At 36.1% G+C, this 9,848-nt stretch carries 7 protein-coding genes; all 7 read right to left on the reverse strand.

The features are described 5' to 3' along the window. The coding region (locus tag NT145_01835) for a hypothetical protein (protein MCX5781434.1) at positions 1-2,065 on the reverse strand (2,065 nt) is incomplete at its 3' end. Positions 2,066-2,521: 456 nt separating this feature from the next. Beyond that, positions 2,522-5,005: an ATP-dependent Clp protease ATP-binding subunit gene (locus tag NT145_01840; GenBank protein ID MCX5781435.1), complete on the reverse strand. Its 2,484-nt coding sequence runs from the start codon at positions 5,003-5,005 to the stop codon at positions 2,522-2,524. Positions 5,006-5,019: 14 nt separating this feature from the next. Continuing rightward, positions 5,020-6,183 (reverse strand): cellulase family glycosylhydrolase, encoded by a 1,164-nt coding sequence (locus NT145_01845; GenBank protein ID MCX5781436.1) that lies wholly within the window; start codon positions 6,181-6,183, stop codon positions 5,020-5,022. Next, on the reverse strand, positions 6,173-7,051 hold the full coding sequence (gene ilvE, locus NT145_01850) for a branched-chain-amino-acid transaminase (protein MCX5781437.1): 879 nt from the start codon (positions 7,049-7,051) through the stop codon (positions 6,173-6,175). The genes NT145_01845 and ilvE overlap by 11 nt, the downstream gene beginning before the upstream one ends. Positions 7,052-7,200: 149 nt before the next feature. After that, positions 7,201-7,860: an ABC transporter ATP-binding protein gene (locus NT145_01855; protein ID MCX5781438.1), complete on the reverse strand. Its 660-nt coding sequence runs from the start codon at positions 7,858-7,860 to the stop codon at positions 7,201-7,203. 9 nt (positions 7,861-7,869) lie between these two features. Further along, a complete protein-coding gene (locus NT145_01860; GenBank protein MCX5781439.1) occupies positions 7,870-9,075 on the reverse strand; it encodes an ABC transporter permease in 1,206 nt (401 codons plus the stop codon). Continuing rightward, positions 9,075-9,848 (reverse strand): lysine--tRNA ligase (locus NT145_01865; GenBank protein MCX5781440.1); only part of this gene is annotated, 774 nt, incomplete at its 5' end. The genes NT145_01865 and NT145_01860, both read right to left, overlap by 1 nt.

Raw genomic sequence — 9,848 nt, forward strand, 5'->3', positions numbered from 1 at the left:
AAAATGTAAAATCAATATTAGGGTTTTCAAAACTTCCCTTTAATGATAGGTTTCCGTTAAAAGATCCTTTAAAATCATTAAAAATACCGTTAATTGTAAAACTGGTAAAAGAAAAAATACCTTTTAAATATTTCTTAAAAATATTTATGTATATCTTCCCGTTTAAAGTTTCATCAATTTTAAAAGATTTAACATCAATACTTTCTTTAGTAACGTCAACCAACGCTTTTAAATTATCAGCAGCCCAGTTATCAATTTTAATAGCTGACCCGTTTATATTCCCTATGAAATGAACATCTTTTTCACTAAAAATATTGCCTTTTATGCCGATTTTCCCGTTAATAATTCTATTTTTTAAAGGAAATTTATAAAACAAAATATTTGAACTTGAACTCCCCCAATAAGGATTAAGCCCTATAAATGCGTTTCCCGTAATCGTCCCTTTGCCCGAGTGCAGAGAAAAATAGCCTATATCAAAGTATTCCGAACCCATATCAACAAATATTTTTGCTGAATCGCAAGTATAATCTAAATAGGAAACATTCTTTAGACGTATCCTTGCATAACCGTTTGAATTAGAATCATAAACTATTTTTCCGTAAATCTGGCCGTTTATATTATTCGGCAAATCCGCCAATAAAAATAAGTTTCTTAAAGCTATGCCGTTTAAATACGCATTTATATTCCAATATGAAGATTTCATTTTTTTCCCGGAAACATTAAAGCTTCTGTCAAAAGAATTTATTTTATAGAACCAATCGCCTTTTGACTCAAATAAACCCAATTTAAAAGAAGGGATTTTATTTCCTTTCAAAACTAAGTCATCAGCAAATATTTTAATACGGCTGATATTTTCACTAATTTCTGTTTCCGCGTTGATTTCTCCTTTTATCCCGGGATAATAACTTGATAAAATCGGCATATTCTCCAACGGCCACTTTGAAACCTTAATAATAAAGCTTAAAGGCAAAAAGGTTCCTTTTAGTTCCGCAAGACCTTTTCCTTTTGATTTTGCTTTTATGTTAAATTCGTTTAAATTTTTTGAAATTGTTTCAAAAATATATCCGGGATTATCCATTTTTCCTTTACCGGTTATTGAATGATTCGGATTTGTTTTTAAACTAAAGGATATGTCGCCGATAAGATTCTTTAGGTAATAAATATTCAGGCCGTAAAAATCGCCTTTAATTGCATTTTTACTTTTTTCAAAATTAAAATTTATTTTTCCCGAGGCACCAGATATCATACTATCCAGTTTTAGATCTGCTTTAAGTTTAAAATCTTCAGGAAGTTTTTTTTCTGCATAAATCCCGCATTCCTTGTTCATTAATTTTATTTCATAAGATGAATTAAAATAAATCATTTTTAACACTGAATTATCAAAAGAAATATTCTGCCATTGCAGTTTAGGGGTTCTTGCAACTAAATTAATTTTTCCGTCCGAAGATATTAATGCCTCCAATAATGATTTAACTTCCATATTATTTCCGGAAATCCCTAACGAGATTTCAGCTTTATGCGATTCCTTTTCTTTTGAAATAATAGCATCTATCGTAAATCTTTTGTCTTCCAACTGTCCTGATATGCTGCCGTAAACATTTTTATCTATTTTTATTGAGCCGTTTAAATCGGTTAGTTTATAATTTTCAAACGATAGTTCAATATTTTTTAAAATGATTTTAATATTTTGCCCTGCTGATCCGTTGAATGATGATAAATAATTAAATTTCTTTATAAATTTACTTGTCAATTTTAAATTCCCATTATCAATTAAAAACTGACTTAGCGCTTTTTCGGGGTTTTTTATATTTTTGACAAGAATAATCGGATCTATAAAGATTACTAACTCTTTGCAATAGAAATCTTTTCCTAAACTAATGTTATTAATTGAAATGCGGTTAAAGAATTTGAAATACACATTCCCAAATTTAACATCAGAAAACGGTGTTCCGCTGATTGCTTTTTTTAAGGGTTTTTGAAGAATATCAAGTTTTATGCTGACATTGAGGTAAAGGAAGGTGAATACAAAGGCTGTCAGAAGTAATAAGCTGATTTTTTTAAGCATTTATATTGGGGTAAGAAATCTAATTAGGGTCTGCTGAAAAACACATCAGACCCTTGATTACATTGATTATAGAATTGATTGCACAGATTACGATGACGGTAAATCGGTGCAATCTTGCCGTTATCTGCTTGCCCCGTTAGAAATATTGGAAACATGCATTCTTAGACGGTACAAGCCAATAAGAAACAATATCTCAAAGACTTCTAACGGGGTGAATAATCAAGGGCTTAATGAAAAACATATTCAAACAAAAAGCGCAAGCTTTTTGGTGAAAAACAGTAAAAAATCGAGCACTTCTAGGCTTTAATATTTCACATTATAAATTATAAATTCAACATTATTTCTATTTTTCATTAAGCCCTAATTAAGATGAGCCTCTGCGATAATAATCAGAAACTTTTTCATCGGCAGGTTTTGCCGAATATTTGTTTGGCTGAATTTCTATATTGAACCGGTTTATGAAACTGTTTCAGGCTTTTCCTTCAGTTTAAACTCTATATTTTGTTTATCGGAGCCAACATCAACAATTATTTTTGTTAACGGCTCATTTTCCCTTCGGGCAAATTTGTTTGACAAAATTTCTTCAGCAAAAGCATTATCCATATATTTTTGTATTATTCTTTGCAGAGGCCGAGCGCCAAATTTCGGATCAAAACCTTTTTCAAGAAGAAAATTTTTAGCCCCTCTTGTAAATTCCATAATAAATCCCTGGGAAACGATGTTTTCTTTCTCTTTTTCCAGCATAAGATCAAGAATTTTTATCATCTCATCTTTGCCTAACTGATGAAAAACGATAAGCTCATCAATCCTGTTTATAAATTCCGGATTAAACGCTTTCTTTACTTCCGCCATAACCGTTTCTTTAATTGATTCATACTGCTCGCTTGCCTTGTCTTTTACCGCAAATCCCATTGACTGCCCTTTTTGGATTAATCGGGCGCCGATATTTGAAGTCATAATCATCATCGTATTTTTAAAGCTTACTTTATGGCCCAAATTATCATTTAAAATTCCTTCATCCATAATCTGCAGTAAAATATTGAATACGTCAGGATGCGCTTTTTCAATCTCGTCAAGCAAAACTACCGAATAAGGTTTTCTTCTAACATGTTCCGTTAACTGCCCCCCTTCTTCATAACCGACATATCCCGGAGGAGCGCCGATTAGGCGGGAGACAGAAAATTTTTCCATAAATTCAGACATATCAACGCGTATTAACGCGTTCCTGTCTCCAAAAAGAAATTCAGCCAGAGTCCTTGCAAGTTCTGTTTTTCCGACACCCGTAGGCCCGAGAAAAATAAAGCTGCCGATCGGCCGGTTGGGGTCTTTTAAGCCCGTTGTTGAACGCCGTATTGCGTGAGACACGGCCTTAACCGCATCATCTTGGCCTATAATCCTTTTTTTGAGATTATCTTCCATGTGAAGATATTTTTCAGATTCTTTTTCAGTAAGACGAGTTACGGGAATTTTAGTCCATTTTGAAACAAGTTCTGCGATATCTTCAGCAGTTATTTCAGGATATTTATCCGAACTTGATATTCGCCATTCCTTTTTTTCTTCCTCAAGAGCTTTTATTAGCTGTTTTTCCTTGTCTCTTAATTTGGCAGCCTTTTCATAGTCTTGTTTAGCAATAGCTGAATTTTTTTCCTTAGTTACTATTTTTATATCGTCTTCTCTTCTTTTAAGTTCTTCGGGAGGATAAGCGGCCATGATTCTTGCTCTGGCGCACGCTTCATCTATTAAATCTATCGCCTTATCCGGCAAATAACGATCGGAGATATAACGGTTTGAAAGCTGAGCCGCAGCCAACAAAGCTTTTTCTGAATATTTCACACCGTGATGATTTTCGTATTTTTCTTTCAAGCCTTTTAATATTTTAACCGTTTCTTCAACGCTGGGAGGATCTACCGTAATCGGATGGAACCGTCTTTCAAAAGCCGCGTCACTTTCTATTTGTTTTCGATATTCGTCGTAAGTCGTTGCCCCTATGCATTGAAGCTCGCCGCGCGCTAAGGCAGGCTTAAGCATGTTGGAGGCATCTATGGACCCTTCAGCCGCTCCCGCGCCGATTACCGTATGAAGCTCATCAATAAAAAGTATTATTTTGTTTTTGGATTTTCTTATATCGTCAAGAATATTTTTTAACCGCTGTTCAAACTCGCCGCGATATTTTGTCCCTGCAACAATTGAAGCCATATCAAGGGCAAAAACTCTTTTTGGCAAGAGAACTTCGGGGCAATCGCCCGAAACGATGCGTTGAGCAAGCCCTTCTACAATTGCAGTTTTTCCAACTCCCGGATCTCCGATTAATACCGGATTATTTTTAGTGCGGCGCGAAAGAATCTGTATTATTCTTTCTATCTCATCGGTTCTTCCGATTACCGGATCAAGCTTATGTTCCCTTGCAAGCAAAGTTAAATCCCTTCCGAATTCATCCAATGTAGAAACCTTGCCTTTTCCCTTAGAACCGGCGGTCTGAGTATTTTCATAAGTTTTTGGGGTATCGTCGGAAATTAACCCTAGGGCTTCAGATCTTACATCCGCAAGCTCAATTCCGAATTTTCCTAACACGCGCGCCGCTATACCTTCTTCTTCTCTTATAAGCCCCATAAGCAGATGTTCTGTCCCTACGTGGCTATGCCCCATTGTTTGTGCCTCATCAACGGAATACTCTAAAACCTTTTTTGCCCGCGGAGTAAAAGGAATTTCACCGATTAAAATCATGTCTTCCCCGACTCCGATAATTTTTTCTATTTCATCGCGAACCTTATTGATATCAATGCTTAAATTATTAAGAATATTTACGCCGGCCCCTTCCCCTAGGCTTACCATGCCCAGCATCAGATGCTCTGTTCCGACATAACTATGGTTTAAGCGTTTAGCTTCATCTTGAGCTATAATTATTGCTCTTTGAACCCTGTCAGTAAATTTGCTTGTCATTTAAATTTCCTTTTTTAACAATACTTTCTTAATGCGTTTGTAATTTCTTTATTTTGGGTATAATTTTTTGTGTCCCATAAATTAACAATATTCTTTTTGTTTGATTTCCATGAAGGAATATAATTTTCCCATCCGTATACCGGGCCCTCTCTTTTAACAAAATTATTGTTTGGAAGATGCTGATAAATACCGTCGGGAAATGTATTATTTGACACAGCTTTATAAGTCCAGTAAGCATGGCCAAAGCCATACTTTTCAAAAACTTTGAGCACTGATCTAAGATATTCCGATTCACCAAAATATCCGCCACGCCAGTTGATCCCAAATTCTCCCACAAAAATATCTACTTTATTTTCTTTTGAAAATTCATAATAGGGTTTCAATGCTTTTTCAATTCTTTTTTCATCCCAAGATTCCCCGTCAATTTTTCCGGGAAATGATGAAAAATGGTTATAATTATATGTGTAAGACAACGGATGATAGTAATGTATGCTTATTGTAATATTTTCTTCAATTAAATCCTTTAAAAAATCTATCTTCTGCGCCCAAACACTTCCTTCAAGAAATATAATATTTTTTTTATCAACACTTTTAATTTTTTTTATCGCATCTTTATAAAAAGTCTTTAATATCTTTTCTTTTTTAATATTTAATACCGGCTCATTCAATAAATCGTAACCAAGCAAGGATTTTTCATTCTTATACCTGTCTGCCAGGAATTCCCATAAAACAATTGCCCGCTGACGGCATTTCTTGTCTTCCCAAAAAAAAGCTTTTCCTTCGCAATCTCCGTGCCAGTCGCAGTTTTGGGCTCCTGGCGCGGCGTGAAGATCCAAAATTATTTTCAGCCCGTATTTTTCAGCCCAGCGGAAAGAATTATCCAGGTAATTAAGCCCTTTTTTGTCAAAATAATATGGTTTAGTCTCTATTAACTTATGATTAAAGGGCAAACGTATAGTATTTGCCCCAATAACAGCTATATTTTTAAAATCTTTTTCAGTAATAAATGTATCTCTAAAAGATTTTTCAAAGTCTTTCAAAGCATTTAATCCGTTTGATTTCTTAAAACTTTTTTTAAATACGCTTTCAGCGATATTTCTCCCGTGAAGTATGTATCCCTCCATCATAAGCCAGCCGCCAAGGTTCACTCCGCGTATTTTAAAGCTTTTATTTTCCATAAATCGGTGTTCCTGTTTCTGAAGTCAATTTTTTAAATTCTTTAATCAGCTTGCCTGTGATTTGCCCGGGAACTCCTTTTCCAATCGGACGCAGGTCAACTTTTATAACAGGAACAATTTCTGCCGCTGTCCCGGTTAAGAAACACTCGTCAGCCGTATAAATATTATACGTTGTAAAAATCTCTTCTTTAACGGAAATTTTCAGCTTTTCTGCGGCAATCTCAATGACTGCATCGCGAGTAATACCTTCAAGAGCTCCCACCCATGTCGGAGGAGTGATGAGTTCGTTACCCCTTAAGACAAAAATATTGTCCCCCGTGCATTCAGCAACATAACCCATGTGATTAAGCATAATAGCTTCAGGTACTCCTGCGCGGTTCGCTTCAATTTTGGCCATAATATTATTCAGGTAGTTAAGCGATTTAATACACGGACTAAGAGCTTCCACAATATTTCTGCGCGTGGAAGCTGTAATCAGGGTAAGCCCTTTGGTATAAAATTCCTCTGGATAAAGATTAATTTTATCGGCAATGATAAAAATTGTGGGCTTACCGCATTTTCTCGGATCAAGCCCCAAATCGCCTAATCCCCTAGTAAGAACAATTCTGATGTATCCGTCTTTTATGTTATTTACTTTGCAAGTTTCTATAATTGCTTTCTCAATTTCTTTGATTGTCATAGGGATATCAAGCGAAATGGCCTTTGCAGAATTGAAAAGCCTTTCTAAATGTTTCTCAAGCCTAAAAATCCTTCCGTTATAAGCGCGGATGCCTTCAAATACTCCGTCTCCGTACAAAAGGCCGTGATCAAAAATAGAAATTTTTGCGTCTTCCTTTTCCACAAATTTACCGTCAAGATAGATTTTCATTCATAACTCCTTATATTACGTCCTTTGATATAAAAAATCAAACATCAAATATCAAAAATACATATTAAAATTCAAAATGTTTACTGCACTTTTTGCCTCTTGCTGGTTGCCCATTTATATTTTTGACTTTTTACTTTTGATCCTTGATTTTATATTATTTTCCCGTCTCTCATTTTTATTATTCTGTCAGCCTTATCTGCCAACTCGGGATTATGCGTGACCAAAATAAGGGTGATTCCTCTTTTTCTTGATTCGCTAAAAATCAGCTCTTCAACTATTTTCCCTGTTTCGCGGTCTAAATCTCCCGTCGGCTCATCACACAAAAGCATGCGCGGGCCATTTATAAGCGCGCGTGCTAAAGCAACTCTTTGCTGTTCGCCGCCGGAAAGTTCGCTTGGCAAGTGATTCAGCCTTTCATTTATGCTTAACCTTTCCAAAATAGTCAGTACATCTGGTATTTTTTCTTTTTTCTTTTCCCAAACCGGTATTAAGACATTTTCGAAAACCGTAAAATCGGGCAAAAGATAATGCATCTGAAAAAGAAACCCTATATTTTCTTTTCTGATCTTTGCGTATTCCTTGTCAGAAAAGTTGACTGAATCCTGGCCGTCAATAATTATTTTCCCGCTTGACTGCCTGTCCATAAGTCCGATAATATGAAGCAAAGTGCTTTTCCCGGCGCCGGACGGGCCCATCACAGCGACTATTTCTCCCGAACGGATTTCAAGCGAAACGTCCCGTAAAGCCTTAGTTTCAACCTTTTTATCTATAAAAAAACTCTTGGATATTTTCTCAGCGATTATATTCATTGCGTTTTTTCATCCGTACCTGATAGCTTCAAGGGGGTCAAGCTTTGTCACCTGATAAGCAGGATATACCGCGGCAAGAACAGTAATTATTAAAGCGGCTACGGTAATCCCGAAAATGTCCGCCGGAATAATTTTGACCGGAAGCTTATCAAGATAATAAACATCCTGAGGCAAATGAATAAACTGATATTTCTTTAAGATTAAGCTCAAACCCACCCCAAGAAATATTCCGGTCACGATACCGCTTAAACCGATTATTATGCCTTCATAAAAAAATATTTTGGATATTTTTTTCCGCGACATTCCTATCGCCGAAAGTATCCCGATTTCTTTTGATTTTTCCACGCTTAAAAGCAGCAAATTTGAAATAATGTTGAATGAAGCGACGATTATTATCAACGCCAGAATTATAAACATCATTATTTTTTCAAGCTTAAGGGCCGCGAACAAATTTTTGTTCATCCTATACCATGAACGCACCCAGTAGGGATAAGCGACATACTCCTGAATCTCTCTTTCTATAACATCAGCATTTTCCCAGTTTTTGACTGAAACGCCAATCCCTGATATAGAATTCTTAAGCTGAAACAGCTTTTGCGCTGTTTGAAGCGAGATAAAAGCAAGATTTGAATCATATTCATACATGCCTGAATGGAAAAGTTGTTTAACCCGGAATTTCTCCATCCTGGGAATCATTGCAATCTGCCCCTGGGACATCAATATAATTTCATCCCCAGGCATTACGGATAAGTTTCTGGCAAGTTCATTTCCCACCAAAATTTCATTTTCGCCTATATTAAAATTCTTTTCGCTTTTTACAAGAATCCTTGAAAGGTTTACGATCAGGTCCTCTTTTTTAAAATCAATTCCTTTTAAAACTATTCCCGTCGTAAAATTTCTATGCCTCAGGATTGCCTGCCCCATAACAAAAGGCGCTGCAGCAGTAACCAGCTTATTCCTTTTTATCTCTTTTTCTATTTGAGGATACTCGCTAAATTCCATATTGCTTTCTTTTGTTACAATCAGATGCGGCTGAATACCAAGAATTTTTTCCCTGATATCTTTCTGAAAGCCGGTCATAACCGCAATTGTTATAATAAGCGCCGCCACGCCCAAAGTTATTCCCCCCACGGCAATAATAGTCGTTAAAAGAGTAAAAACACCTTTCCGCCGCGCTTTGAGATATCGCCATGCTATAAAAAATTCTACGCTCATTATTCAGGCCTCAAAGTTGGAAAAAGTATTACTTCTCTTACGGAATCAATTCCGGTTAAAATCATTACAAGACGGTCTATCCCTATGCCGAGCCCTCCTGTCGGGGGCATTCCATGTTCAAGAGCAACAATAAAATCATCGTCATACGGTTCGGCTTCCTCATCGCCTTTCTTTTTTGCTTCGGACTGCATTTCAAAACGAATTTTTTGTTCCTGAGGATCATTCAGCTCTGAATACGCATTTGCTATTTCCATCCCGCCCATATAAAGCTCAAACCTTTCGGCAATAAAAGGGTCATCGCTTTTAGATTTAGCCAGCGGAGAATATAAAGACGGATAATCTAAAACAAATGTCGGCTCTTTAAGATTCGGCAGAACTTTATTATTAAAAATATGGTCAAGAATTTTATGTTCAGGCGTATTTTCCGGTATATCAAGACTGAACTTCTTAATCATTGTTTTCATATCCGGCGATCCGACAAACGGCCTAAAATCTATCCCTGAGTATTCTTTCAGTAAATCAAAAAGCTTTACTCTCGGAAAAGGAATTTTTATTTCACTTCCGATTTTATTAGCCGCCACAAAAACTAACTTTTCGCATAATTTCATCATTTCTTCATATCCGACAAATGCCTGATAAAGCTCCAGCATAGTAAACTCAGGATTATGGTTTCGGTCAATTCCTTCATTTCTGAAATTTCTTCCGATTTCAAAAACTTTCTCCATCCCGCCGGTTACCAGGCGTTTCAGATAAAGTTCCGGGGCAATTCTTAA

The sequence above is a fragment of the Elusimicrobiota bacterium genome (assembly GCA_026388075.1).
Lineage (GTDB): Bacteria > Elusimicrobiota > Endomicrobiia > Endomicrobiales > JAPLKN01 > JAPLKN01.